A 20,680-nucleotide genomic window follows, 5' to 3' on the forward strand; every position below is an offset into this window, starting at 1 on the left:
AGTAATGGAGAAAATCGAAAGAGTAAGAAGTGCATTTGATGAGGCTGGTATTGACGGTATTTTGTTAACAAATGAACATAGTCGTAGATATATGGCTAACTTCACAGGAACAGCTGGTGTTGTACTGATTTCGAAAAATCGTGCTCAATTTATTACAGATTTCCGTTATGTAGAGCAGGCTAGTAAACAAGCAGTTGGATACGAGATTATACAGCATGCAGGATTAATCATTGATGAAGTTGCAAAGCAAGTGAAGGAACTAGGAATTCAAAAGCTTGGCTTTGAGCAAGATACTCTTACATATAGTTCTTATTCAGCGCATAAAGAAGCGATCGATGCTGAATTTATCCCAACTTCTGGGCTTGTAGAAAAGTTACGCTTGATAAAGACTGATTCAGAGATTAAGATATTAAAGGAAGCTGCACAGATTGCAGATGCTGCCTTTGAACATATTCTATCATTCATTCGCCCGGGAGTATCTGAAATTGAAGTGTCAAATGAACTTGAATTTTTCATGAGAAAACAAGGAGCAACATCTTCTTCGTTTGATATTATCGTTGCTTCAGGTCTTCGTTCGGCATTACCGCACGGCGTGGCATCTGAAAAAGTGATAGAAACAGGAGATTTCGTTACATTAGACTTCGGCGCTTATTACAAAGGATATTGCTCTGATATTACTCGTACGATTGCAGTTGGTGAACCATCTGATAAATTGAAAGAAATTTATAATATCGTTTTAGAAGCACAACTACGTGGTGTGAACGGTATTAAAGCTGGTTTAACAGGCCGTGAAGCGGATGCGTTAACGCGCGATTACATAACGGAAAAAGGATATGGTGAATACTTCGGACACTCTACTGGTCATGGAATCGGTCTTGAAATCCATGAAGCACCAGGTTTAGCGTTCCGTTCTGATACAGTTCTTGAACCAGGTATGGCTGTAACAGTAGAACCAGGTATTTATATTCCAGGTATTGGCGGCGTACGTATTGAAGATGATATCATTGTAACAAGTGAAGGTAATGAAGTAATTACGAAATCACCAAAAGAACTTATTATTTTGTAATATACAGGAGGATTTTTTTACATGATTTCAGTAAACGATTTTCGTACAGGTTTAACAATTTCAGTGGACAATGCCCTTTGGCAAGTAATGGATTTCCAACACGTAAAGCCAGGTAAAGGTGCTGCATTCGTTCGTTCTAAACTACGTAACCTTCGCACAGGATCTGTTCAAGAGAAAACATTCCGTGCAGGTGAAAAAGTAGAAAAAGCACACATCGAAAACCGTCGTATGCAATACTTATACGCGAGCGGTGAGTCTCACGTATTTATGGATAACGGAACTTATGAACAAATCGAACTTGGTGAAAAACAAATCGAGCGCGAACTTAAATTCCTAAAAGAAAACATGGAAGTATCTATTATGACATACCAAGATGAAGTACTTGGTGTTGAACTTCCAAACACAGTTGAATTACAAGTTACAGAAACAGAGCCAGGTATTAAAGGAGATACAGCTTCTAACGTAACAAAACCAGCTACATTAGAAACTGGTCTTGTTGTACAAGTACCAATCTTCATTAACGAAGGCGAAATGCTTATCATCAACACTGGTGAAGGTAAATACGTTTCTCGTGCATAGTAGAAAAGCACTCGTGATTATCACGAGTGCTTTTTTTATAGGAAATAGGGCAGATAATAAATCGTGGTTATAACAAAACTAACTAAGACAAGTGAAAGAGTACCCATAATGTACGGAGTCAAAACAATTTGAAATGGTTTTATCTCGCCAGTCTCAACACCAGTCAGTGTTTTACTGATTGCATGATCTGTAATGTTGTTTCTATGATTACTCATAATAATTAGCCACGTAATTGCAAATATCGCTAAACTACCAAGGAAAAAGGTCTCCATAAATGACCAACTGACCACTAATGAAAAAAGATAAATAAGAGCCAATTCTAATACAATCGTTAAACTAATTTTTAATACCTTCATATTTTCCCCCCTCATTTTGCACATATAGTCAATTTTAAAAAATGGCGTGATACGATATGTAGTACCCAAGATGACTTTAGTTTTATCTCTCGTGCTGCATCGTCTATACTCCCTATTACTATTAAATATACCATAATATCCCATGTAATAAGAATATTCGGGATGAGATTAGGCGATAGAGAAAAATTATGTTTTTACTTCTGAAATAGACAACCCCTGCATATGGTTGTACAAATATACTCTTTTGTAGCAGACAGCAATAGTAACCGTTATGGGAGAAGGTGGGAGAATGAAACAGTGGCTAGCGGCAATGGAAACATCCGTGCTTGTAATGGGGTTACTTCGGTTGTTTTCAGGTAGCGCGGAAATATTCGCCGCTTTGCTTATGCTTTATGTGAATGATGCGAAGAAAGCATTGTTTATAAATGGTATGTTGGCGTTTGTTGGACCGACCGTATTAATTTTAACAATGACAATAGGCATAGCGAGTGTGGCAAGTGAAATTTCTTTCTTGAAACTCTTTTTTCTAGCGCTTGGAATTGGCTGCATTTTTATCGCGTTGTTGAAATAGTAAGTCGAGTATAGTGGGGAGAAGCTGATGAAAGAAGTATTAGAAGTTTTACCGAAAACGATGAAGCAGTTAGTGGAAAGTTGTAAGTGGTGCGATGCTCTAGAGGAAATTCGTGTTCGAATTGGAAGACCGCTAGAGTGTATTGCTCATGGCGAAGTGTTTTTTTATGACTATATCGTTACAGCAGAGGATGCCATTTACTTATTGAATAAGTTAAGTCAATTCTCAATTTATACGATGGAAGAGGAATTAAAAAGAGGCTATGTGACACTTCGAGGGGGACATAGAATCGGCTTAGCTGGAAAAGTCATTACAGAAAAAAGCGCAGTGAAAATGATTCGAGATGTCTCTTCCTTTAATATTCGTATCGCTCGTCAAAAAATAGGAATAGCTGAACCACTTTTGCCGTATTTGTATGAATCACGATGGTTAAACACAATGGTAATTGGCCCACCGCAAACGGGGAAAACAACACTTTTAAGAGATGTAGCACGTTGCATGAGTCAAGGTGTAAGTGCTTCGAAAATTCCTTCTTGTAAAGTTGGGATTGTAGACGAACGGTCAGAAATTGCAGGCTGCGTGAAAGGTATTCCGCAATATGACTTCGGCACACGAGTAGATGTGTTAGACGCATGTCCAAAAGCTGAAGGAATGATGATGATGATTCGTTCTATGAGTCCAGATGTTTTGATTGTAGATGAAATCGGACGTAAAGAAGATAGTGAAGCAATTATGGAGGCGGTGCATGCAGGGGTTCAGCTTTTTATAAGTGCACATGGATTTTCTTATGATGATGTTGTGAAACGTCCATCACTAAAAGCGGTGATGGAGCTCGGTATATTTGATAGGTTTGTGGAGCTATCAAAAGCAAGAGGGCCAGGAACAGTTATGCAAGTGAAAGATAAATATGGAAAATCGGTATTACCTCATAGAAAGGCTGAGGGCGTATGGTAAAAATATTTGGTGCAGTGTTAATCGTTGCGGTCAGCACCTTTTTCGGCTTTTCATACGCAAAAAAATATAGCGAAAGGCCGCGGCAACTTAGATTATTAAAAGCGGCACTTCAATCATTAGAGGCAGAAATTATGTATGGGCATACACCTTTGTCTGAAGCCGCCGAGCGATTAGTGAAACAAATGCCAAAGCCGTTAAATTGGATATTTCAAAGTTTCGCTAGAAGGCTAGAAAGCGGAGAACAAACAGTAAGAGAAGCTTGGATAGATAGTTTGAAAGAAAATTGGAAGCTAACAGCATTTCAACAAACTGAGTACGAGATTTTGCAGCAATTTGGCGAAACGCTCGGACAACATGATCGTGAATCACAACAAAAACATATTCGCTTATGTATTACACATTTGGAGAGAGAAGAAGGCGAAGCGAAAGCTTTACAAATGCAATATGAAAAAATGATTAAGAGCTTAGGGGTACTAGCGGGGCTACTTATCGTAATTTTACTGCTATAGGAGGGAGAAAGGCGATGTCCATTGATGTTGGATTAATATTTCAAATCGCCGGAATCGGCATTGTTTTAGCTTTTATTCATACCGTACTAAAAGAATTAAAGCGAGAGGATATTGCAAATTGGGTTATCCTTGTCGGTTTTGTCGTTATTTTATTTCATGTGGCATTTTTAATTAATACGCTATTCGACAAGATTAAGAGTGTCTTTCTCTTCCAGTAAAGGAGGCGGTTCGAATCGAAATTATACAAATTGTCGGATTAGGCCTCGTTGCTACGTTTTTAGCGGCTGTATTAAATCAGCATAAATCTAGCATTACGTCGTTATTTATTGTGTTCGTAGGTAGCGTGATGTTTCTTATTTTAATTGATCAAATTCACTCTATTTTACAAATGATTGAGAGAGTAGCGAGTGAAGCGAAAGTTAGCAACGTATATGTAGAAACGTTGCTAAAAATTATTGGGATTGCTTATATTGCTGAGTTTGGAGCACAAATTACAAAAGATGCAGGGCAGGGTGCAATCGCTTCAAAAATTGAATTAGCTGGAAAAATCTTAATTTTAGTAATGGCGATCCCTATTTTGACAGTTGTAATTGAAACTATTCTCGGATTTTTACCGACGGGATAAGGGGGAGTGAATGTTGAGGGAGTTTGGAGCTAAGCTGCTATTTGCTTGCTTCCTTTTCTTTTCTTTACCGGTTGTTGTACAAGCTTCTCCTGTAGAAACAAACGTCGTTGATCAACAATTGGATAAGCTCGGAATTGAAGATGTGAAGCAATTTTGGGACGGGCTTGTTACAAAATATGGAGGTTATTTACCAGAGAGTCAAAAAGGTAGTTTTATGGAATTTGTAAAGGGAGAAAAAGAAATTTCTATAAAAGAGTGGATGCTAGGTTTATTAAAGTATTTATTTCACGAGCTTGTTGCAAATGGCAAGCTACTTGGAACGCTCATTATGCTTACAATTTTTAGTGCATTGTTGCAATCACTGCAATCTGCATTTTCAAAGAGTAGTGTAAGTAAAATTGCTGATGCTGTTGTATATATGGTACTGATTATTTTCGCATTAAATAGTTTTTATGTCGTCATGACATATGCTAGAGAAACGATACAAACAATGGTAGATTTCATATTAGCGCTATTGCCAATCTTACTTGCACTCATAGCAACTGGAGGTGGTGTTGTATCTGTATCGTTTTTTCATCCGATTATCATCTTCTTAATGAACACGAGCGGGCTTTTGATGAATTATATCGTTCTACCACTTTTATTACTTGCAACGATATTAAGTATTGTAAGTACGATGAGTGATCAATATAAAGTTACGAAATTGACCAAGCTTCTGCAAAACGTAAGCGTTGGGATTATCGGTATTTTTTTAACGATTTTTTTAGGGGTATTATCTGTACAAGGAACAGCGACAGCTGTTGCTGATGGAATCGCTGTGAAAACTGCTAAATTTGTAACAGGGAACTTTATTCCTGTAGTAGGAAGAATGTTTACAGAGGCGGCGGATACTGTTATTAGTGCATCGGGGTTATTAAAAAACACAGTCGGAATTATAGGGCTCGTCATTCTATGTTTAATTGTTGCTTTTCCAGCGATTCAAATTTTTTGTATCGCGTTTATTTATAAATTCGCAGCAGCAGTATTACAGCCAGTTGGCAGCGGAGCAATTATTCAATGTTTAGATATTATCGGACGAAGCATTATTTATGTATTTGCTTGCTTAGCTATCGTATCATTTATGTTCTTTTTAAGTATCACAATTATTATTGCTGCGGGGAACATTACACTTATGATGCGGTAGGAGGTGAAGGGTATGCAATTTGTTACAGAGTGGATTAGAAATATTATCGTTTTTTTACTCTTAGCGACAATGCTGCATCTTATTCTTCCAAATTCTAATTTGCAAAAGTACGTTAAATTCGTTGTAAGTCTATTATTAGTTGTATTAATCTTAACGCCTCTTTTTAAACTATTGCAAACCGATGTGAATGAAGTAATCGCAAATTTTAATGAAGAGAAGTACGTAGCAGAAGGATCTGTAAAAAATTCAATAGATTCGAAGAAAAAAGAAATACAAGCTCTAACACGTGCATATAGTTTAGAAGAGATGGCTACCAAAATGAAAAAAGAAGTAGGAAAAGAATTCGAGAAAAAGTATGGTATGACAGTCTCTGAAATACAAATAGTCGCAGCGGAAAGTACAGCGGAAGTAAAGTCAGCGAAAGATATTCAAACTGTTGTTGTGACGCTGAAAGAAAAAGAACGTAGTAAAAATGATGCAATCGAAACAGTAAAACCAGTTGAAATTAACACGAAAGAACCAACGAAAAAAGTAGAAGAAACGAATGTAGAAATGAAAGACTTCTTTTCAAGCAGGTGGCAACTAGAGAATAAACAAATCCAAGTTCAAATGGAAGGGAGGACAGGTAGAGTAAATGGACAATAAAGATAAAAATTCGAAGTTCTCATTTTTTCGAAACTTATTGAATGGGGATGAAAAAGAAAGCAATGAGAAGGGAAAAAAGGTGACACCTAAGTTTTTACTTGTCCTACTCATACTTGGAATTTTGCTTATGTTTTCTAGTAGTTTATTTTCAAGTAAAAAAGAAGAAGTACCTGTATTTAAAGAACAAAAAACGCAAAACCAAGAAAAAGACGTACCAACTTTTGGACAAAAAAATAACGATAGTATGTCAAATGTAGAAAAGTATGAAAAAGCGTATGAACAAGAATTAAAAGCAGCCTTAGAAGAAATAGCAGGAGTAAAAGATGTAACGATTAAAGTGAATTTAGATTCATCTGAAGAAAAAATATTAGAGAAAAATACAGTGAAACGTTCACAAACAACAGGTGAAACAGATAAGACAGGTGGTAAGAGGGAAGTAGAAGATGAATCCCTTGATGAAAAGACAGTTATTATACGTGAAGGTGATAAAGAAACTCCCGTTGTTTTACGAACAGAGAAACCGAAAGTGCGAGGTGTCCTTGTCGTAGCAAAGGGAGTGGATAATATACAAGTTAAAGCGATGGTAAAAGAAGCTGTAATACGGCTGCTAGATGTACCAGCCCATCGTGTTTCAGTTTCGCCGAAAAATTGATAGGGAGGAAATAAAGTGTTAAAAAAACAAACGGTTTGGCTATTAACGATGTTAAGTTTAGTTGTTGTACTATCTGTTTATTACGTAACAACTCCTGACAAAATGAATACTGCATCGCCGGCAACAGGTGAAAAGATTGGACAAGAAAAACAAGGTACTGATAAAGCGGTAACAAATGAAGCACCGAAAGAAACGCCAAAAAAAGAAACTACAAGCAAAGAAACATCAAATAAAGAAACAAACAAAGAAACAAACAAAAAAGAGAGTGCTAGCAAAGAAACAAGTAAAAAAGATGCTAACGTAACAGTTCAATCAAGTGATGAAAATTTCACAGCGTTACGTATGCAAATGGAAGATCAGCGAAGTGAAGAAAAATCAAGATTACAAGAAGTGATGAATTCAGCAAAATCTTCAGCAACAGAAAAGAGTAAAGCAAAAGATAATTTTGATGCAATCACTACAATGGAAACGAAGCAAGAATTACTTGAGACAGTGATTAAGTCTCAAGGAGGATATAAAGATGCCCTTGTAAGAGCTGACGGAACTGACATTAGAGTAACTGTGAAAGCAGCGAAGCATTCACAAAAAGAAGCGAATAAAATTATACAGCTTGTAAGAAGTGAAGGCGGCTCAAAAGATGTAGGTGTGAAATTTGATCCACCAACAAAATAAAAGCTAATAATCCGCGGGGAAATCCTCCGCGGATTATTAGCTTTTACGAATTGGATTGTTTGAAAATAGTTAGATAAAAATAATAATAGAAAAAAGCTATCATTTTCGATAGCTTTTTTCCGTTTCGTCTTTGTAGTTGTTTTTACTATGTTCAACTCGGAACGGAGAAATACGTTGTGAGTAAAAGATTAGCGGTTCATGGTAACGATGATTACTTTTTCCGGATTTGACGTGGATGAAGAGAACGAATGCCCAGACCATTACGGCAGGTAGGAAGAGAATGAGCCATATCATGTGTCCACACCTCGATACAATATATTTTCTACACTTTGAACATACTATTCTTATATGAAGGAATGATGAACGACGTGTAAACAAAAAAATAATATTTGGTAAAAATATGTTGTTGACTATAGATGAGGTGAAGAGTGGAGCGGTAATGATACGTTTACTTTGTGGCATTTTGAAAAAGTAAGAAATGTTTTTTAGGAAGTGGTCTTGCCAATTTCGTATGAAACTTGGTATTATTACTAGGTAATAAATTATTATTGAAATAATATTTTTACAGGAGTTTCGATTTATTATAAAGAAATATAAATTGGAATGTTTAAAAAATTTATCGTAAGATGGAAATAGCAATTATTTCTATTAGTAAATGAAATGCATTTTCTAATAGAGTACATCGTATTTTTACAGTCAATCTAGTTTTAGTGACGAGAATCTGTAAAAACGGGACAAACAAGAGTATGGGAGTGGATTTTACATGTTTAAAATTCAAGAAGTTCGTGAATTAATTAAATTAATTGATAGCTCTAATATTGATGAATTTGAATACAAAAAAGATGGTACGACAATCAAAATGAAAAAGCGTGGTAATGAAGTTGTTGCTGTGCAAGCACCTGTAGCAAAACAAGTCGTGCAACCAGTAGCACCTGTTGAAGTTGAAACAACAGTAGCGGCAGCACAAGTGGAAGTACCAAAACAAGAAGAGAAAAAAGCTGTTCAAAATGAAAACCTACACAAAATTACATCACCAATGGTAGGTACATTCTATTCTTCTTCTTCGCCTGATACACCTGCATATGTGAGTGTAGGGGATAGAGTATCGAAAGATTCTATCGTATGCATTGTCGAGGCTATGAAATTATTTAACGAAATCGATGCTGATGTAGATGGTGAAATTGTTGAGATTCTTGTTAATAATGGACAACTTGTGGAATATGGACAACCGCTATTTCTTGTAAAAGCGTAATAAGGGAGTCTTTGTGATGATAAAAAAAGTATTAATAGCCAATCGTGGGGAAATTGCTGTACGAATTATTCGTGCTTGTAAAGAAATGGATATTGAAACAGTCGCAATTTATTCAGAAGCAGATAAAGAGTCACTTCACGTACAAATTGCTGATGAGGCGTATTGTGTAGGGCCAACGATTTCGAAAGAAAGCTATTTAAATTTGACGAACATTATTAGTGTTGCGAAGTTAACAGGCTGTGATGCTATTCATCCGGGATACGGATTTTTAGCAGAGAATGCAGATTTTGCAGAGCTATGCCGTGAATGCAACTTGATTTTTATCGGTCCAAGTCCAGAAGCTATTTCAAAGATGGGCACAAAAGACGTTGCTCGTGATACAATGAAAGAAGCAGGGGTTCCGATTGTACCAGGTTCACAAGGGATTATTAAAAATACCGAAGAAGCGATTGAGCTTGCTAATCAAATTGGATATCCAGTTATTATTAAAGCAACTGCAGGTGGCGGCGGAAAAGGTATTCGTGTTGCACGCCATGAAGAAGAGCTTGTAAAAGGAATTCAAATTACACAGCAAGAAGCTAGTACCGCTTTTGGGAACCCTGGTGTATACTTAGAAAAGTACGTTGAAGATTTCCGCCATGTTGAGATTCAAATAATGGCAGATACACACGGAAATGCCATTCATTTAGGAGAGCGTGATTGTACAATTCAGCGCCGCTTGCAAAAACTACTAGAAGAAAGTCCATCACCTGCACTTGATGAAAATGTTCGCAAGCAGATGGGTGAGGCGGCAGTTAAAGCGGCGGTAGCGGTTGATTATACAGGTGCTGGTACGGTTGAGTTTATTTATGAATATAGAACGAAAAGCTTTTATTTCATGGAGATGAATACGAGAATTCAAGTTGAGCATCCAGTTACTGAAATGGTAACAGGGATGGATTTAATTAAAGAACAAATTCGTGTTGCTTCTGGAGAAAAGTTATCGTTACAGCAAGAAGAAGTACAATTTAATGGTTGGGCAATTGAATGCCGAATTAATGCGGAAAACCCTGCCAAAAAATTTATGCCATCTCCAGGTAAAGTAGAAATGTACTTGCCACCAGGCGGATTTGGTATTCGCGTCGATTCAGCTGTATATCCGGGATATTCAATCCCACCTTTCTATGATTCGATGGTTGCTAAATTAATTGTTCACGGAAAAACACGTGAAGAGGCAATTGCAAAAATGAAGCGTGCACTCAGTGAGTTTGTCATTGAAGGCGTACATACAACAATCCCGTTCCATTTGCAATTGCTAGATCATCCTGATTTTGTAAAAGGTGAGTTTAATACGAAATTTTTGGAAGAGCATGAACTTGTGACGCAGTGATACATTAAAGGAGGTTTTTTTTCATGGCTGAACATATGTTAGATATGGGTCAAGATACAACTCTTGGTAAAGTAGAAATTGCACCAGAAGTAATTGAAGTAATCGCAGGTATTGCAGCTGCTGAGGTAGAAGGTGTAGCGGCAATGCGTGGTAATTTTGCTACAGATGTTGTTGAGAAGTTAGGTAAGAAAAATCATGGTAAAGGTGTAAAGGTTGAATTAGCAAACGAAGATATTATCGTTGACCTTTATGTTGTGATGTATTTTGGTGTAGCAATTCCGGTTGTTGCACAAAAGATTCAAGACAACATTCGCCAGGCACTCTTTACAATGACAGGGCTTGAGCCAAAAGAAGTGAATGTTCACATCGTTGGCGTAACATTCGAAACACAAAAAACAGAAATCGAACCAGTGTAAGAATGAAAAAGGTGCCTAGTAACATAGGCACCTTTTTTATCGTTTCATTTCTTCACAAATTAAAACCCTCTAATTATTATACTATTTCAAAAAATAAGAAATCAAAAAGGAAATGTTTCGTTTTTCCAAAAAACGTACATTGTGATAAGATATGGAACTTGAAGTTAATCTTTTTATTATTTTTCAGCCTTGTAACCCGTGTGTGAAACGATAAATTGTGTTATTATCATTGTATTATAAGGTTGGAAAATCAATGAAAACTGTAAGAGTAAGTGAATTGACGGCTTATAAATTATAATAATATAACAAAGCATAAGGAAAGACTTGAAGCATAAAGGAGAGTTACAATGAAACGTAGGACGGCTAGAGAAAGAGCGATGCAAGCATTATATCAAATGGATATTACAGGTGAATTAGAACCGAAAGTAGCTGTGGAAAACACGCTAGATGAAGGTGAAGAAACAAATGAATTTCTAGAATCACTTGTAGTAGGCTTTGTAGAAAATAAAGAAGTAATTGATGAAGCGATTCGTCAAAACTTAAAAAAATGGAAGCTGGAGCGTATTAGTATTGTCGATCGCAGTATTTTACGTGTAGCTGTGTATGAAATGAAATACATGGAAGAAATTCCACACAACGTAACAATTAACGAAGCGATTGAAATTGCTAAAACATTTGGGGATGAGGAATCTCGTCGTTTTATTAACGGCGTTTTATCTAATATAAAAGATACACTGTAATTTCTTTAAGGGGGAATCTTAAAATGGTAGCAGTAATCATCAAAGGAAATGAAGTTGCGGAGAAAAAACGAGCACAATTAACAGAAGAAGTTGTGAAGTTGAAAGAGCAAGGGATTGTACCAGGATTAGCAGTTATTCTAGTTGGAGAAGATCCAGCATCTCGTTCTTATGTAAAAGGAAAAGAAAAGGGCTGTGAACAAGTAGGAATCTATTCAGAGCTAATTGAACTTCCTGAAACAATTACTGAGGAGCGTTTGCTTGCTGAAATCGATCGCTTAAATGGCGATGACCGCATTAATGGCATATTAGTGCAATTACCTTTACCAAAACATATTGAAGAAAAAGCTATCATTGAAAGAATTTCACCAGAAAAAGATGTAGATGGATTTCACCCAATCAGCGTGGGACGTATGATGACGGGACAAGATACATTCCTTCCATGTACACCGCACGGTATTGTAGAATTAGTAAAAGAAACAAATCTTGATATTTCAGGAAAACATGTTGTAGTAATTGGAAGAAGTAATATTGTCGGCAAGCCAGTGGGACAATTGTTCTTAAATGAAAATGCAACTGTCACATACTGTCATTCTAAGACGCAAAATATGAAAGAGTTATCGAAGTTAGCTGATATTTTAATCGTAGCAGTTGGACGACCTAAGATGATAACAGCTGATTATATTAAAGAAGGAGCGGTTGTAATCGATGTTGGTGTAAACCGTTTAGAAACAGGCAAACTTTGTGGCGATGTTGATTTTGACAACGTGTTAGATGTTGCAGGTTACATTACACCTGTGCCAAAGGGTGTTGGTCCAATGACGATCACAATGCTTCTTCATAATACTGTTGAATCTGCTAAACGTGCAGGTGTCGTTTGTAAATAATTTGAGTCGGCTATGAGGAGAGAGAAATGGAGAAACAATATTTAACCGTTACAGCGTTAACACGCTATATAAAAACAAAAATAGAATATGATCCGCATTTGCAGTCTGTTTGGTTAAAAGGTGAAATTTCCAATTTTAAAAATCATAGTCGTGGTCATATGTATTTTACATTGAAAGATGAAAATGCAAGAATCGCAGCGGTTATGTTTGCGGGTCATAATCGTAATATTAAATTCAGACCTGAAAATGGGATGAAGGTACTTGTGAAAGGGAAAATCTCCGTTTACGAGGCGAGCGGTTCTTATCAAATTTATATTCAAGACATGCAGCCGGACGGAATCGGAAACCTGCATTTAGCTTACGAACAATTAAAGGTTCGTTTAGAGGAAGAAGGTTTGTTTTCTCAAGTTTATAAAAAAACAATTCCTCCTTATGCTAAAACAATAGGTGTGATTACGTCGCCAACAGGAGCTGCGATTCGTGATATTATAACAACGATTAAACGTCGTTATCCAATCGGAAATATTATTGTGTTTCCGGTACTTGTACAGGGGGAGTCAGCAGCTCCCTCAATTGTACAAGCGATTCGTACAGCGAATGAAATGGGAGAGATAGATGTCCTAATCGTTGGGCGAGGGGGAGGCTCTATTGAGGAATTATGGGCGTTTAATGAAGAAGTGGTTGCAAGGGCAATCTTTAAGAGTGAGATCCCTATTATTTCGGCAGTAGGTCATGAAACGGACTTTACAATTGCGGATTTTGTTGCGGATTTACGTGCGCCAACACCGACTGCAGCAGCTGAGCTGGCAGCGCCTAACATTATAGAGTTACAAGAAAAGGTATTACAAAGAACTCTAAGATTGCAAAGAGCAATGAGAGATTTAGTACATAAAAAAGAAGAAAAACTACAAGTATTGCAAAAATCTTATGCGTTCCGTTATCCAAGACAAGTATATGAGCAAAAAGAAGAGCAATTAGATAGAGCGTTAGAACAGCTTGTTTTAGCGAAAGAGCGCTATATTGATAAAAAGGTAAATCAGTTAAAACAGCTTTCATTTTATTTAGAGAAGCACCACCCAGCTCAAAAAATTATGCAAACAAAGGTAGCGGTTGAAACATTGCAAAAGCAATTGCAACGTGAAATGCAAACATTACTTCAAACGAAAGAATTTGCCTTTGTAAGAGCTGCTCAAAAACTTGAAGCGTTAAGTCCGCTCAAAGTAATGATGAGAGGGTACGGGCTTGTATATGATGAAGAGAAGCAAGTGTTAAAAAGTGTGAAAGATGTCAGCCTTGGAGATGCTGTTTCAGTTCAATTACAAGATGGAATACTAGATTGTAGCGTATCAGGCATAGAGGAGCGTGAATTGAATAATGGAAAATAAATTAAGCTTTGAAGAGGCAATTTCGCAACTTGAGCATCTCGTTTCTAAGCTAGAGCAAGGTGACGTACCTTTGGAAGAAGCAATTTCTTATTTTAAAGAGGGTATGGAATTATCTAAGCTTTGTGATGAGAAGTTGAAGAACGTACAAGAACAAATGGCAGTTATTCTTGGGGAAGATGGAGAGCTTGAACCGTTTACTGCTTTAGGAGATGAAGCATAGTGACTATTGCTTTTGATACTTTTTTGAAAGAAAGTAAAACTTTCGTAGAAGAGAAGCTTGTAAGCTATGCAAATGAATTACAATGTCCAAATGTACTTCGTGAAGCGATGGCATATTCTTTGGAAGCGGGTGGAAAGCGTCTCCGCCCGTTACTTTTATTTGCGACATTACAAGCGTTTGGTAAAGAAAGAAATCTTGGAGTAGGTGCAGCTTGCGCTCTTGAAATGATACATACATACTCGTTAGTTCATGATGATTTACCTTGTATGGATGATGATGATTTAAGAAGAGGGAAGCCCACAAATCATAAAGTATTTGGTGAAGCGATGGCAGTTTTAGCAGGCGATGGTTTGTTGACGTATGCTTTTCAAGTTATTATGGCATATGAACAAAAGGAAATCTCTGCTGAAAAAAAAGTAAGACTTGTACTTGAGCTAGCAAAAGCGGCAGGACCAGAAGGAATGGTTGGTGGACAAGTGGCAGATATGGAAGCTGAAGGGAAACAGCTTACGATTGATGAGTTGGAGTATATTCATAAGCATAAGACTGGGAAACTACTTGAATTCGCTGTACTTGCCGGATCGATACTTTCTGATGCCACAGAAGAACAAGAAGAAAAATTACTTGCGTTTGCGAAATATATCGGCCTAGCGTTTCAAATTCGAGATGATATTCTAGATGTGGAAGGAACCGAAGAAGAGATTGGAAAACCGATTGGTAGTGATGTTTCCAACGAAAAGAGCACATATACGACGTTATTTACTGTAGATAGAGCAAAGGATATTTTAGAAGATACAATTGCAAAAGCAAAAGATGCTATTGGTTCCTTGCAATTACAAGATGAATATTTACTATCTATTTGCGATTTGATTGCAAAACGTAATAACTAATATAACAGCGTTTCCATTTGTTGAGTCATTCATCATTTTATGATATAAATGTAGGAAAAGGTTTTTCTTTTCTTGTTATTGGCAAAAATATATGTAGATTACATTGCCGTTATCACTTCGTGTTAGCGGCTATTTTTTTCATCGCCTAAAGAAATATGGTTTATAATAGGATTAGGGCGCAATAGACTGGTTAATAGCGGGACAAGGTGGAAAATAAAAAAAGATAATTTCTTGTTTTGTGTAAATGTTTTTTATAATATTTGACATGTTGACAGATTATGAAATGAAAGTGAGTGATCCATGTGGATCTAACGCAAATTCAAAACCCTAGTTTTTTGAAAGATATGTCTATCGGTGAACTAGAGGGATTGAGTGAGGATATTCGTAAATTTTTAATTGAAGAGCTCTCTCAAACAGGTGGACATATTGCACCTAATTTAGGTGTAGTAGAACTCACAATTGCTCTGCATAAATTATTTGATAGTCCGAAAGATAAATTTTTATGGGACGTAGGACATCAATCCTATGTACATAAAATTTTAACAGGACGTGCAAAGGAATTCGGTACATTAAGGCAATATCAAGGTCTATGTGGTTTCCCAAAACGTTGCGAGAGTGAGCACGATGTATGGGAAACTGGCCATAGCTCGACATCATTATCTGCTGCAATGGGAATGGCTCTAGCACGTGATTTAAAGAAAACGAAAGAATATGTTATACCAATCATTGGAGATGGTGCTCTAACAGGCGGAATGGCTTTAGAGGCATTGAACCATATTGGACATGAAAAAACAGACATGATTGTTATTTTGAATGATAATGAAATGTCAATTGCACCAAACGTTGGTGCGCTTCATAATGTGCTTGGACGTCTACGTACCGCAGGGAAATACCATTGGGTAAAAGATGAACTAGAGTATATATTAAAGAAAATCCCAGCAGTTGGTGGGAAAGTTGCTGCGACAGCAGAGAAAATAAAAGATAGTCTTAAATATTTACTAGTATCCGGTGTCTTTTTCGAAGAATTAGGCTTTACATATTTAGGTCCAGTTGATGGGCACGATTATGAAAAGTTATTCGAAACGTTGCAATATGCAAAGAAAACAAAAGGCCCAGTGCTTGTTCATGTTATTACGAAAAAAGGAAAAGGTTATAAACCAGCTGAGAGTGATGTTATTGGAACTTGGCATGGAACAGGACCTTATAAAATTGAATCAGGTGACTTCGTTAAACCGAAAGAAGTTGCACCAGCATGGAGTGCTGTTGTTAGTGATACAGTACTTAAGCTAGCGAGAACGGATGAGCGTATCGTTGCGATTACACCTGCAATGCCTGTTGGATCGAAACTGGAGAAATTCCAAAAAGAATTCCCGGATCGTATGATTGATGTAGGTATTGCAGAACAGCATGCTACAACAATGGCAGCGGGTATGGCAACGCAAGGTATGAAACCATTCTTAGCGATTTATTCAACATTCTTACAAAGAGCATATGACCAAGTTGTTCATGATATATGCCGTCAAAATTTAAATGTCTTCATCGGAATCGATCGTTCTGGTTTAGTAGGAGCAGATGGTGAAACGCATCAAGGTGTGTTTGACATTTCATTCTTACGTCATTTGCCGAATATGGTACTTATGATGCCGAAAGATGAAAATGAAGGGCAACATTTAGTATATACGGCGATGCAATATGAAGATGGACCAATCGCATTACGTTATGCGCGCGGTAATGGACTTGGTGTTCATATGGATGAAGAATTAAAGGCGATTCCAATTGGTACTTGGGAAACGTTAAAAGAAGGTACACAAGCGGCTATTTTAACATTTGGTACGACAATACCAATGGCAATGGAAGCAGCTGAGCGTCTTGAAAAGGCTGGAGTTTCAGTGAAAGTAGTGAACGCTCGCTTTATTAAACCGATGGATGAAGCATATTTACATGATCTCTTAGGGAAAAATATACCGATTTTAACAATTGAAGAAGCTTGCTTAATTGGTGGTTTTGGAACGGGAGTAGTTGAATTTGCGTCTGAGAGCGGGTACCATAGTGCGTTAATTGAACGAATGGGTATTCCAGACCGTTTCATAGAGCACGGTAGTGTAACAAAATTATTAGAAGAAATTGGTTTAACGACAGATGCTGTTGTAGACCGTATTCATACAATGATTCCATCAAAACAAAAAAGGGCGTAACAAATGAGTGCAAAAAAAGAAAGAGTAGATGTACTATTAGTAGAGCGAGGACTTATAGAAACACGTGAGAAAGCAAAACGCGCCGTTATGGCCGGACTTGTATATGCGAATGAGATGAGACTTGATAAGCCAGGAGAGAAGATTCCACAAGATACGGAGATTACGGTGAAGGGACAAGTTATGCCGTATGTAAGCCGTGGTGGTTATAAACTTGAAAAGGCATTAGAGACATTTCATCTGGATTTACAAGATAAAGTTATGATAGATATTGGTTCATCAACTGGTGGCTTTACCGATTGTGCGCTTCAAAACGGAGCGAAATTATCTTATGCATTAGATGTAGGATACAATCAACTTGCGTGGAAATTGCGTCAAGATGAGCGTGTTGTCGTAATGGAACGGACAAACTTCCGTTACGTGACACCAGCAGACTTAGACCGTGGTTTACCGCAATTTGCTAGTATCGATGTTTCATTTATATCATTAAAGCTTATACTGCCGGTTTTAAAAACAATGCTTATGCCTAATGGGGATGTAGCGGCGTTAATTAAACCACAGTTTGAAGCTGGAAGAGAGCAAGTTGGGAAAAAAGGTATCGTTCGTGATCGAAAAGTACATGAGGCTGTCGTGGAAATGATTGTCGACTTTGCTATAAAAGAAGGATACGACGTAGAAGGTTTAACATTCTCACCAATTACGGGCGGGGATGGTAATATCGAATTTTTAATTCATCTGAAATGGCATGGTGAACGCGAGAATGGCGAAAATCATTCTCCAGTTTCTGTTGAGCAAGTAGTTACAGAGGCGCATGATGTCCTAAAACAAAAAGGAAAAGGGGAATAACATATGTTGTTCCTCTTTTTGTTGTAATTGTATAATGATTGTAAAAACAATTGTGTACAAGCAACGAATTATAAGTTAACATAAATAAGTGAAGTATACCAATGTTTAAACTATGGTAAGAGATAGTGTGAGGTGCAAATGTATGAATAAAGGTCAGCGCCATATTAAAATCAGGGAAATTATTGCGAACAAAGAAATTGAAACACAAGATGAATTAGTTGATATTTTACGTAATGAGGGATTTAATGTAACACAAGCAACAGTATCGCGCGATATTAAAGAACTGCACTTGGTGAAAGTGCCATTACATGATGGTCGCTATAAATATAGCTTGCCAGCAGATCAACGATTTAACCCGTTACAAAAATTAAAACGTAATCTAGTGGATTCATTTGTAAAATTAGACACGGCAGGACATATGCTTGTGCTAAAAACATTGCCTGGTAACGCTCATTCACTTGGAGCACTTATTGATCATTTAGAGTGGGATGAGATCATCGGAACCATCTGTGGTGATGATACTTGCTTAATTATTTGCCGTACACCTGAAGATACAGGTGTTGTCTCTGATCGTTTCTTAAATATGTTGTAACAAAAAAATCTTGTTTGCTTTCCTCTGTAAAGTGGAAAGTGAACAGGATATTTTTATTGGTTAAAAATGTGAATTCTTAATTGTAATATAATATTTTCTTTGAATAAAATTAGAAAATAGGTGGATTGACCCGTAAAACAAATGTTTGGTACAATGGAGCGGTTAGAAAAGTAATTTATACATACAAACATATAGTATGACTATTTGAATGAAGAACTGAGAAAAGCCCTTAATAGGGGATTAGTTTATAACGAGGTGAATGGGGCATTGTTATCGGAATTATCGATTAGAAACTTTGCTATTATTGAGGCATTAAATATTTCTTTTCAAAAAGGGTTAACGGTTTTAAGTGGTGAAACAGGGGCCGGAAAATCGATTATTATTGATGCGATTAGTTTACTTGTAGGTGGCCGTGGTTCAGCGGAATTTGTTCGATACGGAACAGAAAAAGCTGAGATAGAAGGGCTATTTTATGTAGAAGATGATAAGCATCCATGTATTGAAAAGGCAGAAGAATTGGATATAGAAATAGAAGACGGCATGATTATTTTGAAGCGTGATATCGCTGCAAACGGAAAAAGTGTATGTCGTGTAAATGGGAAACTGGTTACCCTTAGTATATTAAAGGAAATTGGAAAAACACTTGTTGATATTCATGGGCAGCACGAAACACAAGATTTAATGAATGAAGAGCGTCATATGTTTATGCTTGATCATTTTGATGGAGATCGCATTGTTAAACAATTGGGTATATATCAAAATGTATACGCTGACTATGAGAAGTTAAAAAAACAGTTAAAATCGTTAAGTGAAAATGAACAACAAATGGCGCATCGTTTAGATTTAATTCAATTCCAGCATGAAGAAATCCGTAAGGCGGATTTAAAGATGGATGAAGAAAATGAATTAACTGAAGAACGATTGCAAATTTCTAATTTCGAAAAAATTTACAAAGCATTAGGCGATGCATATCGCTCATTAAGCGCTGACGGACAAGGATTAGATAATATACGAAGCGCAATGGGACAAATGGAGAGTATTACACATTTAGATGAAGTGTATCAAGAAAACCATGATTCAATTGCAAATAGCTACTACTTATTAGAAGAAGTTGCATATCAACTTAGAGAAAAGCTCGATATGATGGAATATGATCCGAATCGTTTAGACGAAATTGAAACGCGTTTAAATGAAATTCGTATGCTAAAGAGAAAATATGGAAATACTGTAGAAGAGATTTTAGCGTATGCAGATAAAATTGAACAAGAAATTTTTACGATTGAAAATAAAGACGTTCATATTGAAACGACGAAGAAGCAATTAAAGGAACTAGAAAGTGTTATTCTGAAAGAAGCAACGTCGTTAAGTAATATGCGTCATGAGCTTGCAGAGCATCTTACAAATGCCATTCATCAGGAATTAAAAGAATTGTATATGGAAAAAACAAAATTTGAAGTAAGAATTATGAAGCGAGTAGGAAATGCTGAAGAGCCTCTTGTAGAAGGAGCACCGGTAAGACTTACGGCGGATGGCTACGATCATGTGGAATTTTATATTTCAACAAATCCAGGTGAGCCGCTAAAACCACTTTCAAAGGTCGCTTCTGGCGGAGAGTTATCTCGTATTATTTTAGCTTTAAAAAGCATTTTTTCTAAGCATCAAGGTGTTGCATCAGTTATCTTTGATGAAGTGGATACTGGTGTAAGTGGTCGAGTTGCACAGGCTATTGCGGAAAAAATTTATCGAGTATCAGTAAACTCGCAAGTACTTTGTATTACGCACTTACCTCAAGTGGCTTCAATGGCGGATTCGCATTTATTTATTCGGAAACAAGTAGCGAATGATCGAACAATTACATCAGTTACCGTTTTAACTATGGAGGATAAAGTAACAGAAATCGCTCGAATGATTTCTGGTGTGGAAATTACAGATTTAACGACAGAACATGCGAAAGAATTACTTACGCAAGCGCATCATTTTAAACAGACAGCAGAGGCTATCCAGTAATGGATAGCTTTTTTTCTCAAATAATGATTTCTTAATTCTTCCGGTTATAAATAAAGCACTGCAAGGAGAGATTAA

At 36.8% G+C, this 20,680-nt stretch carries 25 protein-coding genes; 23 read left to right on the forward strand and 2 right to left on the reverse strand.

Going from position 1 to position 20,680, the window contains the following annotated elements:
* The first annotated feature begins 4 nt into the window (after window positions 1-4).
* Window positions 5-1,066 carry a Xaa-Pro dipeptidase gene (gene pepQ, locus ACXVYO_RS21380; RefSeq protein WP_458468421.1) on the forward strand — a complete coding sequence of 354 codons (1,062 nt, stop codon included), beginning with the start codon at window positions 5-7 and terminating at the stop codon, window positions 1,064-1,066.
* 21 nt (window positions 1,067-1,087) lie between these two features.
* Window positions 1,088-1,645 (forward strand): elongation factor P, encoded by a 558-nt coding sequence (gene efp / locus ACXVYO_RS21385; RefSeq protein WP_000626520.1) that lies wholly within the window; start codon window positions 1,088-1,090, stop codon window positions 1,643-1,645.
* A gap of 35 nt (window positions 1,646-1,680) precedes the next feature.
* On the opposite strand, the gene ACXVYO_RS21390 is transcribed toward efp, so the two are convergent.
* Window positions 1,681-2,001, reverse strand: a complete 321-nt coding sequence (locus ACXVYO_RS21390; protein ID WP_458468422.1) for a hypothetical protein — start codon at window positions 1,999-2,001, stop codon at window positions 1,681-1,683.
* 289 nt (window positions 2,002-2,290) lie between these two features.
* On the opposite strand from ACXVYO_RS21390, the gene ACXVYO_RS21395 reads away from it, so the two are divergent.
* Genes ACXVYO_RS21395 through ACXVYO_RS21435 form a run of 9 tightly spaced genes read left to right on the forward strand, consistent with a single transcriptional unit; the run spans window position 2,291 to window position 7,812 of the window.
* A complete protein-coding gene (locus ACXVYO_RS21395; protein WP_000816054.1) occupies window positions 2,291-2,572 on the forward strand; it encodes a YqhV family protein in 282 nt (93 codons plus the stop codon).
* Between the two features lie 27 nt (window positions 2,573-2,599).
* Window positions 2,600-3,526 (forward strand): stage III sporulation protein AA, encoded by a 927-nt coding sequence (gene spoIIIAA / locus ACXVYO_RS21400; RefSeq protein WP_458468423.1) that lies wholly within the window; start codon window positions 2,600-2,602, stop codon window positions 3,524-3,526.
* The gene (spoIIIAB, locus tag ACXVYO_RS21405; RefSeq protein WP_073516470.1) at window positions 3,520-4,035 is read left to right on the forward strand and encodes a stage III sporulation protein SpoIIIAB; all 516 of its coding nucleotides are present in this window, start codon (window positions 3,520-3,522) and stop codon (window positions 4,033-4,035) included. Before spoIIIAA ends, spoIIIAB begins: the two co-directional genes overlap by 7 nt.
* 14 nt (window positions 4,036-4,049) lie before the next feature.
* The gene (gene spoIIIAC, locus ACXVYO_RS21410) at window positions 4,050-4,253 is read left to right on the forward strand and encodes a stage III sporulation protein AC (RefSeq protein ID WP_000020914.1); all 204 of its coding nucleotides are present in this window, start codon (window positions 4,050-4,052) and stop codon (window positions 4,251-4,253) included.
* Window positions 4,254-4,276: 23 nt separating this feature from the next.
* Window positions 4,277-4,660 (forward strand): stage III sporulation protein AD, encoded by a 384-nt coding sequence (spoIIIAD, locus tag ACXVYO_RS21415; RefSeq protein WP_077393170.1) that lies wholly within the window; start codon window positions 4,277-4,279, stop codon window positions 4,658-4,660.
* A gap of 10 nt (window positions 4,661-4,670) precedes the next feature.
* A complete protein-coding gene (gene spoIIIAE, locus ACXVYO_RS21420; RefSeq protein ID WP_458468424.1) occupies window positions 4,671-5,843 on the forward strand; it encodes a stage III sporulation protein AE in 1,173 nt (390 codons plus the stop codon).
* Between the two features lie 12 nt (window positions 5,844-5,855).
* Window positions 5,856-6,488, forward strand: a complete 633-nt coding sequence (gene spoIIIAF, locus ACXVYO_RS21425) for a stage III sporulation protein AF (RefSeq protein WP_458468425.1) — start codon at window positions 5,856-5,858, stop codon at window positions 6,486-6,488.
* A complete protein-coding gene (gene spoIIIAG, locus ACXVYO_RS21430) occupies window positions 6,478-7,140 on the forward strand; it encodes a stage III sporulation protein AG (protein WP_144612675.1) in 663 nt (220 codons plus the stop codon). Before spoIIIAF ends, spoIIIAG begins: the two co-directional genes overlap by 11 nt.
* A 15-nt stretch (window positions 7,141-7,155) precedes the next feature.
* On the forward strand, window positions 7,156-7,812 hold the full coding sequence (locus tag ACXVYO_RS21435) for a SpoIIIAH-like family protein (protein WP_073516467.1): 657 nt from the start codon (window positions 7,156-7,158) through the stop codon (window positions 7,810-7,812).
* A 99-nt stretch (window positions 7,813-7,911) separates the two neighbouring features.
* Here ACXVYO_RS21435 and ACXVYO_RS21440 read toward each other — a convergent pair whose 3' ends face one another.
* Window positions 7,912-8,106: a hypothetical protein gene (locus tag ACXVYO_RS21440; protein WP_033678013.1), complete on the reverse strand. Its 195-nt coding sequence runs from the start codon at window positions 8,104-8,106 to the stop codon at window positions 7,912-7,914.
* A gap of 469 nt (window positions 8,107-8,575) precedes the next feature.
* On the opposite strand from ACXVYO_RS21440, the gene accB reads away from it, so the two are divergent.
* The 12 genes from accB (at window position 8,576) to recN (ending at window position 20,605) form a co-directional block, all read left to right on the forward strand.
* Window positions 8,576-9,064 carry an acetyl-CoA carboxylase biotin carboxyl carrier protein gene (gene accB / locus ACXVYO_RS21445; protein ID WP_000472874.1) on the forward strand — a complete coding sequence of 163 codons (489 nt, stop codon included), beginning with the start codon at window positions 8,576-8,578 and terminating at the stop codon, window positions 9,062-9,064.
* A gap of 16 nt (window positions 9,065-9,080) precedes the next feature.
* Window positions 9,081-10,433, forward strand: a complete 1,353-nt coding sequence (accC, locus tag ACXVYO_RS21450) for an acetyl-CoA carboxylase biotin carboxylase subunit (protein WP_061677463.1) — start codon at window positions 9,081-9,083, stop codon at window positions 10,431-10,433.
* A 23-nt stretch (window positions 10,434-10,456) separates the two neighbouring features.
* On the forward strand, window positions 10,457-10,849 hold the full coding sequence (locus ACXVYO_RS21455) for an Asp23/Gls24 family envelope stress response protein (RefSeq protein ID WP_000807630.1): 393 nt from the start codon (window positions 10,457-10,459) through the stop codon (window positions 10,847-10,849).
* Between the two features lie 347 nt (window positions 10,850-11,196).
* On the forward strand, window positions 11,197-11,589 hold the full coding sequence (nusB, locus tag ACXVYO_RS21460) for a N utilization substance protein NusB (protein ID WP_000830249.1): 393 nt from the start codon (window positions 11,197-11,199) through the stop codon (window positions 11,587-11,589).
* 23 nt (window positions 11,590-11,612) lie between these two features.
* Entirely contained in the window at window positions 11,613-12,473 is an 861-nt protein-coding gene (gene folD / locus ACXVYO_RS21465; RefSeq protein ID WP_000226732.1) for a bifunctional methylenetetrahydrofolate dehydrogenase/methenyltetrahydrofolate cyclohydrolase FolD, read from the forward strand.
* Between the two features lie 26 nt (window positions 12,474-12,499).
* Window positions 12,500-13,858: an exodeoxyribonuclease VII large subunit gene (xseA, locus tag ACXVYO_RS21470; RefSeq protein WP_458468426.1), complete on the forward strand. Its 1,359-nt coding sequence runs from the start codon at window positions 12,500-12,502 to the stop codon at window positions 13,856-13,858.
* The gene (gene xseB, locus ACXVYO_RS21475; RefSeq protein ID WP_000428423.1) at window positions 13,848-14,078 is read left to right on the forward strand and encodes an exodeoxyribonuclease VII small subunit; all 231 of its coding nucleotides are present in this window, start codon (window positions 13,848-13,850) and stop codon (window positions 14,076-14,078) included. The genes xseA and xseB overlap by 11 nt, the downstream gene beginning before the upstream one ends.
* Window positions 14,078-14,968 (forward strand): (2E,6E)-farnesyl diphosphate synthase, encoded by an 891-nt coding sequence (gene ispA, locus ACXVYO_RS21480; protein ID WP_073516463.1) that lies wholly within the window; start codon window positions 14,078-14,080, stop codon window positions 14,966-14,968. Before xseB ends, ispA begins: the two co-directional genes overlap by 1 nt.
* 302 nt (window positions 14,969-15,270) lie before the next feature.
* Entirely contained in the window at window positions 15,271-17,163 is a 1,893-nt protein-coding gene (gene dxs / locus ACXVYO_RS21485) for a 1-deoxy-D-xylulose-5-phosphate synthase (protein WP_097818201.1), read from the forward strand.
* A 3-nt stretch (window positions 17,164-17,166) separates the two neighbouring features.
* Complete coding sequence (locus ACXVYO_RS21490) at window positions 17,167-18,006, forward strand: TlyA family RNA methyltransferase (protein ID WP_061677472.1); 840 nt, start codon at window positions 17,167-17,169, stop codon at window positions 18,004-18,006.
* Window positions 18,007-18,148: 142 nt separating this feature from the next.
* Entirely contained in the window at window positions 18,149-18,598 is a 450-nt protein-coding gene (gene argR / locus ACXVYO_RS21495; protein ID WP_001032581.1) for an arginine repressor ArgR, read from the forward strand.
* Window positions 18,599-18,865: 267 nt separating this feature from the next.
* Window positions 18,866-20,605, forward strand: coding sequence for a DNA repair protein RecN (gene recN, locus ACXVYO_RS21500; protein ID WP_073516461.1), 1,740 nt, complete (start codon window positions 18,866-18,868; stop codon window positions 20,603-20,605).
* Window positions 20,606-20,680 lie beyond the last annotated feature (75 nt).

This window comes from Bacillus sp. BC08 (assembly GCF_054326875.1).